We start from the raw sequence: 16,450 nt of genomic DNA on the forward strand, positions 1-16,450 counted from the left end.
CGGGGCTAGAGCCCTTTCCGGTCGAGCAGCGGGACGAATTCGGCGGGCTTGTCGTGCGGCATCAGCTGCGTGACCAGCGGGACGCCCGCGGCGGCGAGCTTGCGGTAGGCGTCGGCCTCGTCCGCGGTGACCGCGATCGAGCGCGTGACCATGGTGTAGGCGGTGCCGGGCCGCGGCGCGACGTTGCCGACGTTGACCGTGTCGGGCCGCAGCCCGCCGTCGACCAGGCGAAAGGCGTCCTCGGGGTCCTTGGCGAGGATCATGACGTCCGCGCCGGCAGTCGTTTCGAGCGTCTCGGCGATGGTGAGGACGTCGGTGGGCAGGCCGCGCGCGGCCTGCGGGAGCAGCATCCGCTGCAGGTCGTCGGCGGCGACGTCGTCGTTGCAGACGACCAGCCGGCGCACCCCGAGCCGCCGGGTCCACGCGACGGTGACCTGCCCGTGGATCAGCCGGTTGTCGATCCGGACGTGCGCCCCCGCCATGTGTCTCCTCCCGGCCGGCAGCACTCATACTGGTTCGTACCAGTAGTTGTGTCAACGCTGTCCGTGACCGGAGGTGGCGACGACGGCTTCGCGCGGCCGACGGAAGGACCCCTCAGACCTTCCGTCGGCCCGCGAGCGCGAAGCCCCCTCGATTTTCCCGGACCCTCCCATAAAGGTATATACCAGTATGGACGTCCGAGATCGACTGTCAAGACCCGTACCACTCAACGGTTCGGGAAGATCATTTTCAATCAAACGACCGAAATTTCCGGTGGTCTCCGCAGTGCGGTGAGACCCCAGGTCAGAAGGCACACCACGAGTTCCGGCGACAGCCGGACCCTCGAACGCAGTGAATGACTCATTCCTGGCGTTGGACGCCAGGAATGAGTCATTCACTGCACGGGCGACCCGAAGCGGGGCCGACGCCGTGGGCGATTCACTCCAAGCTGTCCGTTCTTGTCAGTGACAGTCCGCTCACCCGCTGCCTATCATTCCCAGTGGTCTAGACCGCACTTCTCGTCCCCTGTCGCACCGGGAAAGGCGGAACTCCCCCATGACCGCGAGAACCTGGCGCCTCGCCGCGCTCAGCACCGCCCTCGTCTTCGCCACCGCTCTGCTGCCCTCGGCCGCCGCCGCGGGTGATGGCACCGAACAGCTTCCCGATCACCTGCGGCACCAGACCGCGACCGTGGCTCCGCTGTCCACCGTCTGCGACGGCGACGGCACGAGCGGCAAGCGCGTCCAGGCCCTCTACGTCCGCGGCAACACGCAGGCCGACCGGTACGCGCAGTTCGCCGGTCAGTTCCAGACCTTCGCGAGCCAGATCGACGACGGCTTCGTCGAGGCCGCGAGCCGGCTCGGCGGGGGCGTGCGCCACGTCCGGTACGTCACCGACTCCAGCTGCCGGGCGACCGTGAACAACGTGACCATCGCCCAGGGCGACATGGCGACCGTCGACACGATCACCAACGCCATCAAGGCGCAGGGCTACAACCGCGCCGACCGCAAGTACATCGTCTGGTACGACAAGGACGGCTGCGGCCTCGCGTTCGGCAACGGCGGCAACGACAGCTCCGGCTCGAACAACCCCTACAACGCCGGCCCGCACTACGCCACGGTCGGCACCGGCTGCTGGTCCTGGCAGGCCACCGGGCACGAACTCCTGCACACCCTCGGCGCCGTCCAGCGCAGCGCGCCGAACTCGAGCGCCTTCGGTCACTGCTGGGACGACGAAGACATCATGTGCTACGACGACGGCGGCCTCCCGAACCCGCCGGGCACCCTCGTGAAGGTCTGCCCGGGCGCGCCGGAGAACCAGTTCGACTGCCTCGGCGACGACTACTTCAACACGAACCCGGCGCCCGGCAGCTACTTGGCGACGCACTGGAACGTCGCGACGAGCGCGTACCTCATCGCGAGCGGCACGCCCTACCCCGCCGGCACCATCACCGGGCTCGGCGGCAAGTGCGTCGACGTGTCCAACAGCGGCACGGCCAACGGCACGGCCGTGCAGCTCTGGACGTGCAACACGACCCCCGCCCAGCGCTGGACCAGGCAGAACGGTACCATCCGCGCGCTCGGCAAGTGCCTCGACGTCGCGAACAGCGGCACCGCGGACGGCACGCTCGTCCAGCTGTGGGACTGCAACACCACCGGCGCGCAGACGTGGCAGGCCCGGCCGGACGGGACGCTGCTGAACCCGCAGTCGGGCAAGTGCCTCGACGTGACCGGGAGCTCTTCGGCCGACGGCCCCCGCCTGCAGCTCCGGACGTGTTCGGCGGCGGCCGGCCAGCGCTGGGTTATCTCGGGGTAAACGCCCGCAACCTGCTCGCGCCGCCGTCGTTAACCGCTTCGTCAGTCCAGGGGAGGAACCATGCCGGCCGTCACATCGAACATCGTCCCGCTCCGGCACGCGCGCCCGGGCGTGGTCGCGTACGTGAAGAGCCCGGCGGAGTGGTTCGTTTCGAACAGCGGCTGGATCCAGGGCAGCGAAGGCGTCGTGCTGGTCGACACGTGCGGCACCGAGCAGGCGACGCTGGAGCTGATGCGCGACGTCCGCAAGTACGCGGGCGGGCAGGAGCTGACCGTCGTCGTCACGCACGCGCACGGCGAGCACCACAACGGCGTCGGGGTCGCGCTGCGCGACGGCGGGACGGCGCTGGCCGCGCCCGGCAGCGTCGACCTGGTCAAGGCCGGGCCGCAGACCTACGGCAACGTCTTCACCTACACCCAGTGGGGCGTGCTCGAGCCCCCGGAGCCGGCCGCGGTCCGGCCGGTCACCGGCTGGCACCGCCTCGACCTCGGCGACGCGGTCGCCGACGTCGTGGCGGTGCCGGGGGTCGCGCACACCGCGGGCGACCTGGTGGTGCACGAGCCGCGTTCGGGCACGCTGTTCACCGGCGACCTCGTGTCCGTCGGGGACACGCCGCTGGCGGTGCACGGCTCGATCACGGGCTGGCTCGACGCGCTCGCCTGGCTGCAGGACACGTTCCGCCCGCGCACGGTCGTCCCGGGGCACGGCCCGGTGGCGACGCCCGGCCACAGCTCGCTGCACGCGATGCGCGTCTACCTGGAGTGGCTGCTCGAGGTGACGGAGCGTCAGACCGACTTCACGAGACTGGCCGACCAAGCGGCCCTGCGGTGGCCGGCGTGGCGCAACCCCGAGCGTCACATCGGCAACCTGATGCGCGCGTACGCCGACCAGCACGCCCGGAAGCTGGACGTCGACCTGGCGATCGACGCGGTCCTCGCGGCGGCGGGCGGCCGGATCGACCTCGACTGCCTGCTGGGCGGGGAACCGGTCCGCCGCATCTCCTGAGCGCGACCCGTTCGCCTAGAGCCGCACCACTTCCGGCGCCACCGGCGTATCCCCGAGCCACGTGCAGGCGGGTACGCCGGTGCTCGCCGGCACCGGCACCGCCTTGCCCACCTTGACGAAGACCTCCGGCTGCCCGCAGGCGACGAGGTCCAGGACCAGCAACGGTACGACGAGCAGTATTTTCCGGATCCGCATGTCAGCTCACCCCGGTTATGTCTCCACACTCCCACCCGGCACACGGGGGCCGTCACGCTCCGGTTCAGCGCCGAACGGGTGACGTCCCAGCCGGCCGGATCACGCGGGATCCGGCTTCCCTCACGCCCTCATCGCTCCCGCCGGGTCATGATGGAGCCGTGCGGATCACGGCCTGGTGGCGCGGTTTCAGCCCGCGACGGCGGCTGCTCATGGGCGGCGTCGCCGTCGTCGTGGTGGCCGTGCTCGTCGCGGCTCTCCTCGCCGGCACCGGCACCAGCGCCGCGCCGCGGGCCGGGACGCCCGACCAGGGCAAGCCCGGGCCCGTCCTGCTCGTCCCCGGATACGGCGGTGGCCAAGGCGCACTGAACGAACTCGCCGGCCGCATCCGGCAGGCCACCGGCCGCGGCACCGAAGTCCTCACCCTGGCCGGCGACGGCACCGGTGACCTGGTCGAACAGGCCGCCGTTCTGGCTGAAGCCGTCGAGAACGCGTACGCCCGCGGAGCACCTTCGGTGGACGTCATCGGCTACTCCGCGGGCGGTGTCGTGGCCCGGCTCTGGGTCAGCCGCAACGGCGGCGACCACCAGGCGCGCCGGGTGATCACGCTCGGCGCGCCCATGCACGGCACCGGTCTCGCCGCGGCGGGCGGCGCGCTCGTCCCGGGCGGCTGCCCGGCCGCGTGCGTGCAGCTGGCCCCCGGCAGCACCCTGATGCAGGAGCTGGCGAAGGAACCCATCCCGGCCACCCTGCCGTGGCTCTCGGTCTGGACCGAACGCGACGAGACGGTCACCCCGCCCGACTCCGCCCGGCTCGACGGCGCCGTCAACGTCGCCCTCCAGCAGGTCTGCCCCGGCAACCCGGCCGGCCACGGCGACCTCCCCACCGACCCCGCCGTCACCGAACTCGTCCTCCAGGCTCTCGGCACCAGTCCGCTCGAGGCGCCGACGGAGTGCCTCAGCTCGTGACGTCCTTGGTCGCGAAGTTCGCCCACGCGGCCCCGAAGAACACGACGATGTAGCCGGCCTGCAGCAGCAGGCCGTGGTCGATGTTGCGCCACAGCACGGGATCGCGGAAGAAGTCGATCCAGGACAGCCAGTAGTGCGTCGGCAGGTACGGCTTCACGGACGCGGCCGCGTCCAGGGTTTCCAGCACCGAGCTGGTGATCAAAACAGCCAACCCGCCGAGCGCGGCCCCCAGTGCCGAGTCGCTCACCGTCGACAGGAACACCGTGATCGCGGCGAACCCGAGCATCGACACGACGATGTAGGAAACCGCGCCCAGCAACCGCAGGCCCAGCCCGGACGAGCTGAGCGACTGCCCCGACAACGACGTCACGCCGGTCGGCTGCCCGCCCGGCCCGGCGACCCCCGGCGTCCCGCCGGTGCCGAACAGGATCACCCCGAGCACCAGCGAAGTCAGCACGACGATGACGATCGCCGCGGTCACGTACACGGCGAGCGCCACCATCTTGGCGCCGAGCAGCCGCGTCCGGCCGACCGGACGCACGAGCAGGTACCGCAGGGTGCCGGTGGACGCCTCCCCCGCGATCGAGTCGCCCGCGGTGACAGCCACCGCGATCGGCAGGAACAACGGCAGGACGAGCGCGAGCGCGGCCGCCGGGAACAACGCGCCGTCCGAAACGACCGCCGACAGGAACGCCCCGCCCTGCCCCGGTGGCGGCGCGAAGTCGGCCGTCGCGAGGAAGACGCCGACGATCGCGGGCAGCAGGCAGAGCAGCAGCACGCTGACCCACACCCGCGGCCGCAGCGCCAGCTTCCGCAGCTCGACGAGGATCATCTGGCGGCTCCGAACCGGTCCGAGCCCGGACCCGTCACGTCGAGGACGACCTGTTCGAGGGTCCGCTGCTCGGCGTGGATCGACGTCACGCGCACCCCCGCTTCGACGAGCATCGCGTTCAGCGCCGCCGGGTCGCTGTGCCGGATGACCAGGCGGTCGCCGACGCGGGACTCGAGCTGGCCGTCGAGGACGGCGGCCGCCTCGGCCGGGTCCGGCGTGCCGACCAGGACCCGGCCGGTCGCGGCGCGCAGCGTGTCCAGGTCCTCCTCCAGCACGAGCCGCCCGCGGTCGACGACGCCGACGCGCGTGCAGAGCTGCTCGACCTCGGCCAGCAGGTGGCTCGACAGGAACACCGTGGTACCACCCGCGTTCAGCTCGACGAGCAGTTCGCGGATCTCCTTGATGCCCTGCGGGTCGAGGCCGTTGGTGGGCTCGTCGAGGACCAGCAGCCGGGGCTTGCGCAACAGCGCGCCGGCGAGCCCGAGGCGTTGCCGCATGCCGAGCGAGTACGCCTTCACCGGCCGCTGGTCCACCGCGCCGAGCCCGACCTGCTCCAGCGCGTCGTCGATCCGGCGCCGCCGCGTGCGCCGCCCGCCGCCGCGCCCGGCCGCGTCGAGCAGCGCGAGGTTGCGGCGCCCGGACAGGTGCGGGTACGCGGCCGGGCCTTCGACGAGCGCGCCGACCTCCGGCAGCACCTCGGCGACGCGCTTCGGAACCGGCTTCCCGAGCACCTCGATCTCCCCGCTGGTCGCGTAGACGAGGCCGAGCAGCATCCGGACCAGGGTGGTCTTGCCGGAGCCGTTCGGGCCGAGGAAGCCGTAGCGGTCGCCTTCGCGGACCGCCAGGTCGACGGCGTCGACCGCCAGGGTGCGGCCGTACCGTTTGGTCAGCGCGCGCGTGACGATCATCGGCCGCTCCGCCGCAGCGTGGACAGCTCTTCCGCGACGGTCTTCAGCACGTCCGGCGTCACCGTGCCGGCCAGCAGGTAGGAGCGGCGGAACGCCGAAGCGCGGACGATCGCCAGCGACAGCGGCGTGATCGACAGCTGCACCACGGTGCCCGCCGTCAGCCTCGTCTGCACCGCGCCGGCCTTCCCGGCGGCGTCGCTCGCGGCGTTCCCGACCGCGCGCGGCACGGCGATGACCGCGAAGGACGCCAGCCCGGTGCCGTAGAGCGCGGCGCCCTCGACGCCACCGAACTTCGACGACACGACCGGGCGCCCGGCGAGCGTCGCCGGCAGCGGCACCTGGCCCAGCGCGCCGAGCGCGTTCGAGACGTCCGGGGCGCTCGCCACGGTGAACCCCGAGCCGGGCACCGGCCGCGGCGCTTCGACGACCGGCATCGTCTGCTCGAGCTGCCGGAACTCGGTGACCAGGATCGGCGCCTGCTGCCCGCGAGCGGTGACCTCGACGCGCACGGCCACGCCGGTCGCCGGGTCCGCCCAGACGTCGACGCGCCCGATCGTCGTGGCCGGGTCGGCGGGGACGAGCCGCAGCCCGGACGCGGCGACGCCGGCGACGTTCCGGCCCGGCAGCGCGCTCACCGGGTCGCCCTTCGCCGCCTGGAGGATCCGCCGCGCGAGCTCGGGCGGCAGCAGGTCGCCGGCCCGCGGGAGCCGGACGCCCGGTTCGCCGATCAGCTCGGTCAGCGTGTTGTCGCCGTAGTCCCACGTGTATTCGCCGTCCGGCAGCCGGTAGACGTCGTGTTCACCGGCCGTGCCGAGGATGTCGACGCGGTAGCGGTCGGGCCCGGCGTACCAGGCGCGCATCGGCGTCCGCATGGAGAAGAGCGCGGTGACGGGGGCGAGGTTCGGCAGCTCCGGCAGGGCGAGCGACCCGGCGCTTTCGGCGTACCCCTGGTACGGCCGCGGGGCGGACCCCAGCACGAGCTCGCGCAGCCGGCCGGGGTCGACCTGCTCCCCCGCCGGGGCGAGCGCGGCGACCACCGACGGCACGGACACGAGCACCGCGGCCACGGCGGCGACGACCGCCCATCGGCGCCGCTTCGCGTGCCGCACCACCGAGGGCGTCATCCGGCATCACCTCTTCGTCCTTTGTACGCCATGGCTCCGGCGACTTGAACGATTCAGGACGCCGCGGCGACGGCCTCCACGACTTCCCGCGTCTCCCGCACGTTGTGCGCCCGGAAGACCGCGGCACCGGCGTGCGCGGCGATCGCCGTCGCCGCCAGGGTGCCCGCGAGGCGGTCGTGGGCTCCGACGCCCAGGGTCTCGCCGATCAGGTCCTTGTTCGACAGCGCGACCAGCACCGGCCGGCCCGTCGCCACCAGCCGGTCGAGGTGCCGGAGCAGCGCGAGGCCGTGGCGGGTGCTCTTGCCGAAGTCGAACGTCGGGTCGACGAGCACGCCGCCGCGCGGCACCCCGGCGGCGACCGCCCGCTCGGCCGCCGCGGTCAGCTCGGCGACGACTTCCGTGACGACGTCGTCGTAGCGGGGCCAGAACGGCCGGTCCGGGCTCGGCTCGGGGTAGGGGTCGGTGCGCACCGGCATGCCGCCGACGTGGGAACAGACGTAGCCCACGCCGAACTCGGCGGCGACTTCGACCAGTTTCGGGTCGGCGCCGCCCCAGGTGTCGTTGAGCAGGTCGGCGCCCGCCTCGCAGGCCCGGCGCCCGACCTCGTGCCGCCAGGTGTCGACGCTGATCACCAGCCCGGGGTGACGCTCCCGCACCTCGGCGACGAACGGCACGACCCGGTCGATCTCCTCGCCGACGTCCACTTCCGGGCCCTCGCCCGCCTTGACGCCGCCGATGTCCACGATGTCGGCGCCCGCCGCGACCGCGCGGTCGACGGCGTCGCGGGCGGCGTTTGCGGCGAAGGTCGCGCCCCGGTCGTAGAAGGAGTCGGGTGTGCGGTTGACGATGGCCATGACGAGCGCGCGGCCCGCAGGCGTGCGACGGCCGCGGAAGACCGTCTCCGGGCGGGGTGACGTCATGGGGATGAACCCTGCCAGGTCACGGCTCGGCCCGGAACGCCGCGTCCGCGCCCCTCGTCCGGTTATCCTCGGCGCAGACCGAGCAGGGGGAGAACATGAGCACGACCAGCGAGGGCCCGGCCCGCGGCGACGCCGAAGCGATGATCGCCGAGGCCAAGAAGGCCCTTTGGGTGATGGTCGGGCTGCTGGCCGTGCTGTGGGTGATCCAGCTCGTCAACGCCCCGACGGGCTACAACCTCAGTACGGAGTTCGGCATCGAGGCGCGCGACCCGGCGTCGCTGCCGGAGATCTTCAGCGCGCCGTTCCTGCACTACGGCTGGGACCACATCGAAGCCAACTCCGGACCGCTGTTCGTGTTCGGCTTCCTCGCCGCCTACCGCGGGGTGAAGAAGTGGCTCGGCGTGAGCGTGCTGATCATCGTCGCGAGCGGTCTCGGCGTCTGGTTCATCTCCCAGTCGCAGTCGGTCACGGTCGGGGCCAGCGGCCTGGTCTTCGGCTACTTCGGCTACATCATCGTGCGCGGGCTGTTCGACCGGCACCTGATCGACATCGTGATCGGGCTGGTGATGGCGCTGTGCTTCGCCTACCAGTTCGCGTCCCTGCTGCCGACCGAAGAGGGGGTCAGCTGGCAGGGTCACATGTTCGGCTTCGCCGGCGGCATCATCGGCGGCTGGCTGTTCCGCGACCGCCGGCCCAAGGCGGTCAAGGCCGCCGACCCGGCGACCACCCTGCTGCCCAAGAACCTCACCTAGCCCGAACCCGGCGGCCGCGACCGCGTCGCAGCCGCTGTGAAGTCACTGTGCATCCGCATCGCTGCGCTGCCGAATCGGCTCCGATGTGGTGATCTGGGACGGTGGCGACCAAGTTCCTGAGGTCCGCGCTCGCGGCCACGGCGACCGTGCTGGTGCTCGGCGCCGGTCTCGTCGCCGGCACGGACACGACCGCCGACGACGCCTATGCCGCCGGTTCTCCGTCCACTTCGGTCGCTCCTCCGGCTCCGGCCGCCGCGGCTGCGGCGACCGTTTCCCCGGTCGGCGCGTTGTTCGCGAACGGCCACCATTTCTGCACGGCGAGCGTCGTGCATTCCGGCGCCGGCGATCTGGTGCTGACGGCCGCGCACTGCGTCCAGGCGGGAATGTCCTTCGCGCCGGGCTTTCACGACGGCGTCGCCCCGCTGGGAATGTGGACGGTCACCGACGTCGCCGTCGCGGACGGGTGGACGTCTTCGGCCGACCCGGATCTGGATTTCGCGTTCTTGACCGTTCAGCAGCCCGGGAACACGGCCTCGCTGGAAAGCCTCACCGGGGCGAATGTCCTCGGCACCGACCGCGGATTCGACCACACGATCACCCTGACGGGCTACCCCGACACCACCGATTCCCCCGTGGTGTGCACCGGCACGACAACGCGGTCCGACACCTACCAGCAGCGCGTCGCATGCCCCGGTTTCCCGGACGGCACCAGCGGCGGCCCGTGGGTGACCGGCGGCGCGGTCATCGGGGTCATCGGCGGCTACCAGCTCGGCGGCGACACCCCGGACGTGTCCTACAGCCCGTACTTCGACGACGACATCGCGAAGCTGTACGCCTCGGTCACCGGCTGAAACGCGAACCGGGCCCGTGTCCCTGGCGGAGGACACGAGCCCGGTTCACCTCTCGCGAGCCCTTAGCAGGTCACGATGAGCCCGGTGAGCGCCGAGCACGTCTTCGACGCGCTGTCGTTGGCACTGGTGGGATCCGCCGGCGAACTGGCCGTGCGCACCGCGGTCGCGGTGTACGAGCCGAGCGCCAGCAGGCCGCCGTTGACCGAGAACTTCGCCGTCGCCGAAGCGCCGGACGCCAGCGAAGCGACGTCACAGTTCAGCGTCCGGGTGCTGCCCACGCGGGTGCAGCCGGTGGCGCTGCCGAACGACAGGCCCGACGGATACGTTGCCACGACGCGGATCCCGGTCGCGGTGGACGGGCCGGAGTTCGTCACGGTCAGCGTGTAGTCGATGCGCGCGTTGAGCCCGCCGCGGCCGGACGCGGCGAGCGCGACCTTGACGTCGGCGTTGGTCGCCGGGTTGCCGATCGTGATCACCGGGCCGTCGTACGTGTCGAACGAGTAGTTGTCGCCCACGAACTGGTGCTGCAGCGTGAACTGGCCCGGCGCCGCGGTGTCCTTGACGCGCAAGGTCCACAGCGTGGTCTTCGTGCCGCCGGCCTCGAGGTCGCCGAACGCGGCGCGGTAACTGCTCCCGGCCTGGAAGCAGCCGACCGCCGTCGTGTTGGTGCAGGAAACGACGTCGACGATGTCAGTGATCGCCGTCGGCGTGCCGTAAAGGGCCGCCTTGGCGAACGAAATCGTGAAATCGCGGTCGTTGTGCACGGTTTCCGAGATGGTGAATGTCTGCCCGGGAAGCACCGTGGTGGTACTGACTTCGACAGAACTGGAGGGCACGTCCGCCTGCGCGGCGGGTGCCATCGCGAGGAATGCCGTGGCCAGTGCGGCCACCGAGGACAGGATCGTGGTTCTTCGCCAGCTTCGTTGCATAGTGGTGATCTCGCCGTTTCGGTCCGGGGAATGCCGCTCTGACAGATGCTGCGTGCTCTTGGAGGACTGCCGACGCTGATCAGTCGTCGCAAAACCGGCATTCGTTACCGCCATCCGGACGTGCCGCGGCGCGGCCGTCAGGACGGACGCCAGCGGCCGTTCATCTCACCCGGGCGCGGCGGCGGGCCGGGGAGCTCACGGTCTTTTCCCGCCTCCAGCCCCTCGACGAGCATCGCCAGGTAACGGCGGCGCAGCTCGGCGGTGCGCTCCGGGTCGTCCACGCGGATCGCCGCGCAGCACTCGAGGATCATGCCGATGTCTTCGGTGACGGCATCTTCCCGGAGCCGTCCGGTTCCGCGCGCCCGCGCGAAGAGCCCCGCCGACAGCTCGTTCGCCCGGCGCGCGTCGGCACCCATCTCCTCGGTGGGGGTGAACGTGCCCGCGAGGTGGACGGTCAGCGAGTGCACGTCGGCATCGACCACCCGGCGGAGGAAACCGGTGAGCGCCGTCCAGCCGTCCGGCTCCTCGTCGGCGGCCTCGGCTTCGGCGATGTAGGTGCGGAGGCCGTCGTGGCAGAGCCGGCAGAGCAGGAACTCCTTGCTCGGGTAGCGCCGGTAGAGGGCGCTGATCCCGACGCCCGCCCGCTCGGCGACGTGCGAGATCGGCGCCTTCGGGTCCACGAGGAAGACCTGGCGGGCGGCGTCGAGGATGACGAAGTCGTTGCGGGCGGCCTGGGCGCGGCGACCCGGTAAGGCGGTCTCGGGCATGGGCCCAGATTAGCACTGGAACGGATCGTTCCGCTCTGCTACAGTTCGGAACGAAGCATTCCGTTCCAGTCTTCGAGTACCAGGAGCAGTCATGACGGTCCCCGCCCTTCGCCCGTTCCGCGCCGAGATCCCCCAGCCCGCCCTGGACGACCTGCGTGACCGTCTCCAGCGGGCGCTCTGGCCGGACGACCTGCCCGCCGAGTACGGCGTCACGAACGAGCGGGTCCGCGCGCTGGCCGAGCACTGGCTGGAGAAGTTCGACTGGCGGGCGTTCGAGGCGCGGCTCAACGCGTACCCGCAGTTCGTCACGGAGATCGACGGGGAAACGATCCACTTCCTGCACGTCCGGTCGTCCCGCGCGGACGCGACGCCGCTGGTGCTGACGCACGGCTGGCCGGGCTCGATCGCCGAGTACCTCGACGTCATCGGCCCGCTGACCGAGCCGGAATCGGCCGACGCGCCGGCGTTCCACCTGGTGCTCCCGTCGCTGCCGGGCTTCGGGTTCTCGGGCCCGACGCGGTCGGCGGGCTGGGGCACGCACCGCACGGCGGCGGCGTGGGCGGAGCTGATGAGCCGGCTGGGCTACGAGTCGTACGGCGCGGCGGGCAACGACGCGGGGTCGATGATCTCGCCGGAGATCGGGCGGCTCGCGCCGGAGAAGGTCGTCGGCGTGCACGTCACGCAGCTGTTCTCGTTCCCGTCCGGTGACCCGGCGGAGATGGCGGACCTGAGCGAGGCCGACCAGGCGGCGCTCGCGCACCTGCAGTGGTTCTACGAGAACATGTTCTCCTTCAACACGCTGCACAGCCAGCAGCCGCACACCCTCGCGTTCGCGCTGGCCGACTCCCCGCTGGCGCTGCTGGCGTGGAACGCGCAGCTGTTCGGCGACCACCTCGACGCGGACTTCGTCCTCGCGAACGTGGCGCTGTACTGGCTGACGGGCACGGGCGGCTCGTCGATCCGCTTCTACTTCGAGGACGCGCACGCGCCTTCTCGCCCGTCGGCACCGACCACGGTCCCGACGGGCCTGGCGATGTTCGCGGGCGACTTCCAGTCGATCCGCCGCTTCGCCGAGCGGGACCACGCGAACATCGTCAGCTGGAACACCTACGACGCCCGGTCGGGCAGCGGCGGCCCCCGCGACGCGGCCGGCCACTACTCCGCGCACGAGGCCCCGGAGGTCCTGGTGGCGGACATCCGCGCGTTCTTCGCCGGGCTTGCGTCGCCGTGGCCGCTGCTGGCTTCGGCCCACCAGGCGCTGCGCTCGGCGGTGGCGGGCGTGACGGACTGGTCGGCGCCGACGCCGTGCTCGGAATGGAACGTGACCCAGGTCCTCCAGCACGCGGGCGGCGACCAGCAGGGCTACGCGGCGTTCATCACGGGAGAGCCGGGCCCGGACTTCAACCCGTTCGCGCCGTCGGGCGAGCTCGAGGACGTGCCGGGGTTCCTGGAGCCCAAGCTGGCCGCGGCGGCAGCGGCGTTCGCCAAGGTCTCCCCGGGCGCGGAGGCGGTCCCGACGCCCCTGCCGCAGGGAGCCCTCCCGGCCGAGGTGGCGGTGGGAGCGGCCGCCCTGGACGCGGCGGTCCACGCGTGGGACATCGCGATCGCGACGGGCCAGGAATCCCCCCTGACACAGGAGATGGCGGAGGCGCTGCTGCCGGTGGCGAAGCAACTGGCGGAGCCCCTGCGCGGGTTCGCGTACGCACCGGCACTGGAAGGCCCGGCCGACGACGACGCGGTGTCAGCACTGCTGCGTTACCTGGGCCGCGATCCGAAGTGGACGGCTTGAGGGCTGTTTCCGTTGCTGGGCCGGGGAACCGCGAGAGCGGTCCTCCGGCCCAGCGGTCTATGCCCAGTCCCCCGCCTCGCTCCCATCGGCCGTCGCCGCACTCGTCGCTCCGCTGCGGCAGCGCCTATCGGCCGCCGCGATGCCCGGCAGCAGCGTCCCTCCGGCTTCGGCGGTCACTCCGGCTGGGGCCACACCCATCGGCTGCCGCTACACCGGCCGGCAGCAACCTTCGACTGCTCCTGTGGACCGCAGCCGTCAACAGCGCCACCACCGTGGCCCTGTCGCATCGCAGCCCCACTTCACTGCCCGCCACCGCGTCGGCCAGTCCGCCCGCCGCCTCACTCCCCACTTCCTCGGCCCGTCGCCTCGCCACCCTTCGGCCCGCCATGCCCGCCATTCCCGGCCGTCGGCCGTCGGATCCCGCGGCGGCGACCAAACCACGCCACCACAGCCATTTCTCCCCCCCCCCCATCGGCTCACCGCTCCTCCACCGACCACCCCGACTTGCCAACCACGCCCGAAGACCACGAAAACCCGTTGCCCCCCAACGAATCGCGAACCTACCCTGGCCGTATGACGAACCGACCGTTCCGGTGGGACCTGGTGCGTCCCGACCAGGTCGGGACGCTCCTCGACGACACCGAAAAGCCGCACCTCTGGTTCCTCGGCGACCTCACCACCTGCACCGCCAAGGTTCTCGCCCGCTGCGGCGACGGCGAACTCCACTTCGTCGGCCGGTCGCTGGACAGCATGCACGACCTCCTCGGTGGTGCCCTCGAACAGACGTCGTGGCGGGAGCGCGTGCACCAGCTGCCCCTCTCCCTGAAGCCACGGCACGGTTTCGGCCGCCGGGACGTGCGGCTGCTGCGCGAAAACCTCGCCGCCGCCGGGATCACGCCGTACATGCTGGCCCGCGGGACCCGGCCGACCGTCTTCGCCGACCTCGTCTACGAAGGCGACACCTTCACCGAGCTGTACGTCCAGCTGCGCGACTGGATCGACGAAGACCGCGAAGCGTGGCACGTCATCCGGCGCAAGCTGCGGTTCCTCGGTGTCACCCTGCGCCAGCCGATCCGCCCGGACGCCTGGCGCTGGCAGGAGGACGTCGCGTGGACGCGGGAACTGCCCGCCGCGGCCGTGCGCAACGTGTCGCTCGCGCGGGACGTCTGGTTCTACTTCGGCAACGACCAGCCGAAGCTGACCCCGTCGTTCCCGCGGCAGCGCTGGACCGACGAGACCGTCCGGACCCCCGACCACGGGAAGGCGACCCGCCGCGCGCTGGCCGAAGCCTTCGCGCTCGTCGACGCCGGCCGGTCCGCGGCGGTGCGCGACACGCTCGTCCGGACGATCTCCGCCGAGCCCGCGATCGCCGGACCCTGGCTGCGGGCGCTCGTCACCGAGCTGCGCGGCTGACCGACGTTCGGATCCTGCCCCGGCGCCACCCCTGGGTACGGTGACCGCATGGCGCGCAAGGCGGTGGCGGTCCGGCGGGAGGAGATCGTGCTCGCCGCGCTCGACCAGGTCCGGGCCCGCGGCATCGCCGGCGTGCGGGCCGCCGATGTCGCGAAGGCCCTCGGCGTCAGCACCGCCTTGGTCTTCTACCACTTCGGCACACTCGAAGCCCTCCTCATCGAGGCCTTCCGCCAGGCCGCCGAGCGCAACCTCGCCGTCCTGCGCGACGAGCTCGCCCGGCCCGGTCCGGCCGGCGAACGGCTTCGCGCCGTCCTCGCCCTTTACGGGCCGACCGAGCCCACCGCCGGCTGGCACCTGTGGATCGAAGCCGTCGCCGCCGCGATGCGCGACGCCGAGCTGCGGGAGGTCGTCCAGCGGCTCGACCTGCGGTGGCGCGACGCCGTCGTTTCGCTCATCACCGAGGGCGTCGCCGCCGGCGAGTTCCGGTGCCCGGACGCCCGCGGTGCGGCGTGGCGGCTGACCGCCCTGCTCGACGGGCTGGCCGTGCAGTTCGTCGCACGCGAGGGCACCGTCACCGCCGGCGACTGCGACCGGTGGGTCGACCAGGCGCTGGCCCACGAGCTCGGCGCACCCGGGCCGGCGCTGACCGCGGAGGGCCGATGACGCCGCCGCCCTGCGGGAACCTCGAGGCCACCCAGGCCCGCTTCGGCTGACTCGCGCGTGTCCGGCCGCCGGGGCCGGGTAACCGACGGGCGAAGGCGTACCCGAACCTCGGAGGAGTCCATGACGGAGTTCGTGCGGACACCGGATCTGGAGATCGGCTACGAAGTGGACGGCCCGCCGGGCGGGCGGCCGCTGGTCGCGGTCCACGGCTGGCCGGACGACGTGCACTGCTGGGACGAGGTGGTCCCGGAGCTGACCGAAGCGGGTTTCCGGGTGTTCCGCCCGTACCTGCGCGGCTTCGGCCCGACGACGTTCCGCGCGCCGGGCAAGCCGCGCAGCGGTCAGGCCGGGGCGCTCGGCCAGGACCTGCGGGACTTCCTCGACGCCCTCGACCTGCGGGACGTCGTCATCGCCGGGCACGACTGGGGCGCGCGGGCCGGGTACGTGGTCGGCGCGGTGTTCCCCGAACGGGTGGCGCGCCTCGTCGCGATGTCGGCCGGCCACGGCGCGAGCGGCCCGGACACGCCGCTGGACTACCCGCTCGCCCACGCGTACTGGTACGAGTGGTTCGTCGCCACGAAACGCGGGCAGGACGCGATGCGCCACGACCGGCGCGCGTTCGGCCGCTACCTGTGGACGAGCTGGTCGCCGGGCTGGAAGTTCGCCGAAACGGACTTCGACCAGGCCGCGGCGAGCTGGCAGAACGACGACTGGCCGCCGATCACCGTCTCCGCCTACCTGCACCGCTGGGGTGAGGACGACGGCGACCCGGCCTACGCCGAGCTCGAGCGCGAACTCGCGAAACCGCCCCGCGTCCAGGTGCCGACCTTGGTGCTGCACGGCGCGAAGGACGCCGACAACCTGCCTTCGACCAGCGCCGGGAAGGGTCACCTCTTCGCCGCGGACTACCAGCGGATCATCTTCGACGACGCCGGGCACTTCCTGCCCCGGGAGGCTCCGGTGCGGACGGCCCGGGAGATCATCCGGTGGGCCACGGCACTCGGCACCTGACCGGCGGGAACGAATCCGGCCCCCAGGTAGT

17 protein-coding genes are annotated in these 16,450 nt (G+C 72.1%); 9 read left to right on the forward strand and 8 right to left on the reverse strand.

The window, feature by feature from the left end:
* Positions 1-5: 5 nt before the first annotated feature.
* Positions 6-482, reverse strand: a complete 477-nt coding sequence (locus tag ACZ4TR_RS33755) for a PTS sugar transporter subunit IIB (protein WP_465291758.1) — start codon at positions 480-482, stop codon at positions 6-8.
* Positions 483-1,035: 553 nt separating this feature from the next.
* Between ACZ4TR_RS33755 and ACZ4TR_RS33760 the strand changes: the two genes are divergently transcribed.
* Together ACZ4TR_RS33760 and ACZ4TR_RS33765 are read left to right on the forward strand one after the other, a co-directional pair.
* The gene (locus ACZ4TR_RS33760; RefSeq protein ID WP_465291760.1) at positions 1,036-2,295 is read left to right on the forward strand and encodes an RICIN domain-containing protein; all 1,260 of its coding nucleotides are present in this window, start codon (positions 1,036-1,038) and stop codon (positions 2,293-2,295) included.
* A 60-nt stretch (positions 2,296-2,355) separates the two neighbouring features.
* Positions 2,356-3,300, forward strand: a complete 945-nt coding sequence (locus tag ACZ4TR_RS33765) for an MBL fold metallo-hydrolase (protein ID WP_465291762.1) — start codon at positions 2,356-2,358, stop codon at positions 3,298-3,300.
* A 15-nt stretch (positions 3,301-3,315) separates the two neighbouring features.
* Here ACZ4TR_RS33765 and ACZ4TR_RS33770 read toward each other — a convergent pair whose 3' ends face one another.
* Positions 3,316-3,495, reverse strand: a complete 180-nt coding sequence (locus ACZ4TR_RS33770; RefSeq protein WP_364520999.1) for a hypothetical protein — start codon at positions 3,493-3,495, stop codon at positions 3,316-3,318.
* Between the two features lie 158 nt (positions 3,496-3,653).
* Between ACZ4TR_RS33770 and ACZ4TR_RS33775 the strand changes: the two genes are divergently transcribed.
* Positions 3,654-4,460, forward strand: coding sequence for an alpha/beta hydrolase (locus ACZ4TR_RS33775; RefSeq protein WP_465291763.1), 807 nt, complete (start codon positions 3,654-3,656; stop codon positions 4,458-4,460).
* Here ACZ4TR_RS33775 and ACZ4TR_RS33780 read toward each other — a convergent pair.
* The 4 genes from ACZ4TR_RS33780 to folP are packed head-to-tail and all read right to left on the reverse strand — an operon-like array spanning position 4,450 to position 8,244.
* Entirely contained in the window at positions 4,450-5,292 is an 843-nt protein-coding gene (locus ACZ4TR_RS33780; protein ID WP_284746957.1) for an ABC transporter permease, read from the reverse strand. The two genes, ACZ4TR_RS33775 and ACZ4TR_RS33780, sit on opposite strands and share 11 nt — an antisense overlap.
* Positions 5,289-6,200, reverse strand: a complete 912-nt coding sequence (locus ACZ4TR_RS33785; protein ID WP_465291764.1) for an ABC transporter ATP-binding protein — start codon at positions 6,198-6,200, stop codon at positions 5,289-5,291. The genes ACZ4TR_RS33780 and ACZ4TR_RS33785 overlap by 4 nt, the downstream gene beginning before the upstream one ends.
* Complete coding sequence (locus ACZ4TR_RS33790) at positions 6,197-7,324, reverse strand: hypothetical protein (RefSeq protein WP_465291765.1); 1,128 nt, start codon at positions 7,322-7,324, stop codon at positions 6,197-6,199. The genes ACZ4TR_RS33785 and ACZ4TR_RS33790 overlap by 4 nt, the downstream gene beginning before the upstream one ends.
* Positions 7,325-7,377: 53 nt before the next feature.
* A complete protein-coding gene (gene folP / locus ACZ4TR_RS33795; RefSeq protein ID WP_465291766.1) occupies positions 7,378-8,244 on the reverse strand; it encodes a dihydropteroate synthase in 867 nt (288 codons plus the stop codon).
* Positions 8,245-8,339: 95 nt separating this feature from the next.
* On the opposite strand from folP, the gene ACZ4TR_RS33800 reads away from it, so the two are divergent.
* Together ACZ4TR_RS33800 and ACZ4TR_RS33805 are read left to right on the forward strand one after the other, a co-directional pair.
* A complete protein-coding gene (locus ACZ4TR_RS33800) occupies positions 8,340-8,996 on the forward strand; it encodes a rhomboid family intramembrane serine protease (protein WP_465291768.1) in 657 nt (218 codons plus the stop codon).
* Positions 8,997-9,097: 101 nt separating this feature from the next.
* Complete coding sequence (locus tag ACZ4TR_RS33805) at positions 9,098-9,847, forward strand: trypsin-like serine peptidase (protein WP_465291770.1); 750 nt, start codon at positions 9,098-9,100, stop codon at positions 9,845-9,847.
* A 62-nt stretch (positions 9,848-9,909) separates the two neighbouring features.
* Here the strand turns inward: ACZ4TR_RS33805 and ACZ4TR_RS33810 are convergent, their stop codons facing one another.
* Both ACZ4TR_RS33810 and ACZ4TR_RS33815 read right to left on the reverse strand, forming a co-directional pair.
* Entirely contained in the window at positions 9,910-10,737 is an 828-nt protein-coding gene (locus ACZ4TR_RS33810) for a hypothetical protein (protein ID WP_465291772.1), read from the reverse strand.
* Positions 10,738-10,913: 176 nt separating this feature from the next.
* On the reverse strand, positions 10,914-11,543 hold the full coding sequence (locus ACZ4TR_RS33815; protein WP_465291774.1) for a TetR/AcrR family transcriptional regulator: 630 nt from the start codon (positions 11,541-11,543) through the stop codon (positions 10,914-10,916).
* 91 nt (positions 11,544-11,634) lie between these two features.
* Between ACZ4TR_RS33815 and ACZ4TR_RS33820 the strand changes: the two genes are divergently transcribed.
* The 4 genes from ACZ4TR_RS33820 (at position 11,635) to ACZ4TR_RS33835 (ending at position 16,419) form a co-directional block, all read left to right on the forward strand.
* On the forward strand, positions 11,635-13,332 hold the full coding sequence (locus ACZ4TR_RS33820; protein WP_465291776.1) for a TIGR03086 family metal-binding protein: 1,698 nt from the start codon (positions 11,635-11,637) through the stop codon (positions 13,330-13,332).
* 573 nt (positions 13,333-13,905) lie between these two features.
* Positions 13,906-14,745, forward strand: a complete 840-nt coding sequence (locus tag ACZ4TR_RS33825; RefSeq protein ID WP_465291778.1) for a hypothetical protein — start codon at positions 13,906-13,908, stop codon at positions 14,743-14,745.
* Between the two features lie 48 nt (positions 14,746-14,793).
* Entirely contained in the window at positions 14,794-15,408 is a 615-nt protein-coding gene (locus ACZ4TR_RS33830; RefSeq protein ID WP_465291780.1) for a TetR/AcrR family transcriptional regulator, read from the forward strand.
* Positions 15,409-15,528: 120 nt separating this feature from the next.
* Positions 15,529-16,419 carry an alpha/beta fold hydrolase gene (locus ACZ4TR_RS33835; protein WP_465291781.1) on the forward strand — a complete coding sequence of 297 codons (891 nt, stop codon included), beginning with the start codon at positions 15,529-15,531 and terminating at the stop codon, positions 16,417-16,419.
* Positions 16,420-16,450: the final 31 nt, after the last annotated feature.

This window comes from Amycolatopsis sp. NPDC028719, assembly GCF_055565395.1.